The organism is Psychrobacillus mangrovi (assembly GCF_037104765.1).
Classification (GTDB): domain Bacteria; phylum Bacillota; class Bacilli; order Bacillales_A; family Planococcaceae; genus Psychrobacillus; species Psychrobacillus mangrovi.
The window spans coordinates 1-682 of sequence record NZ_JBAWSY010000049.1; the positions used below are offsets into that span (position 1 = coordinate 1).

Annotated in this window: 2 tRNA genes and 2 rRNA genes; all 4 read left to right on the forward strand. The window is 45.9% G+C overall.

Annotated elements, in window-relative coordinates:
* A 16S ribosomal RNA gene (locus WAX74_RS20920) occupies positions 1-56 on the forward strand; the annotation flags it as partial.
* Positions 57-154: 98 nt separating this feature from the next.
* Positions 155-231: transfer RNA gene (locus WAX74_RS20925), tRNA-Ile, on the forward strand.
* A 16-nt stretch (positions 232-247) separates the two neighbouring features.
* A tRNA-Ala gene (locus tag WAX74_RS20930) sits at positions 248-323 on the forward strand.
* A gap of 232 nt (positions 324-555) precedes the next feature.
* Positions 556-682 (forward strand): 23S ribosomal RNA (locus tag WAX74_RS20935); the annotation flags it as partial.

Sequence of the window (682 nt, forward strand, 5' to 3'; positions counted from 1 at the left end):
GGGTGAAGTCGTAACAAGGTAGCCGTATCGGAAGGTGCGGCTGGATCACCTCCTTTCTAAGGATAAACACGGAATACAGATCTTTATCTGTAGCTTAACGTTTTGCAGTTCAGTTTTGAATGTTCATGTAGTTTAATATATGGAAATTCTAAGAGGGCCTATAGCTCAGCTGGTTAGAGCGCACGCCTGATAAGCGTGAGGTCGATGGTTCGAGTCCATTTAGGCCCACCATACCTTTTAAATTTTTGGGGCCTTAGCTCAGCTGGGAGAGCGCCTGCCTTGCACGCAGGAGGTCAGCGGTTCGATCCCGCTAGGCTCCACCAAAATATGTTCTTTGAAAACTGGATAAAACGACATTGAAAGCAACAAATTCAAGAAATTCAATTAATAATCACATTGTGATTGTGTAGTACTTTTAACTACTATTTTTGAGGATTTCAAGACACAAGCAGTTCGAGGAAGCAAGTGAGTGAACACCGGAGCGTACTTACGTACGTGAGGATGTGAACGAGCGAAGCTGACGAAGAAATGCGCCGTGTATTGGAAGCCGAATTAGGTTAAGTTAATAAGGGCGCACGGTGAATGCCTTGGCACTAGGAGCCGAAGAAGGACGGCACTAACACCGATATGCTCCGGGGAGCTGTAAGTGAGCTTTGATCCGGAGATTTCCGAATGGGGAAAC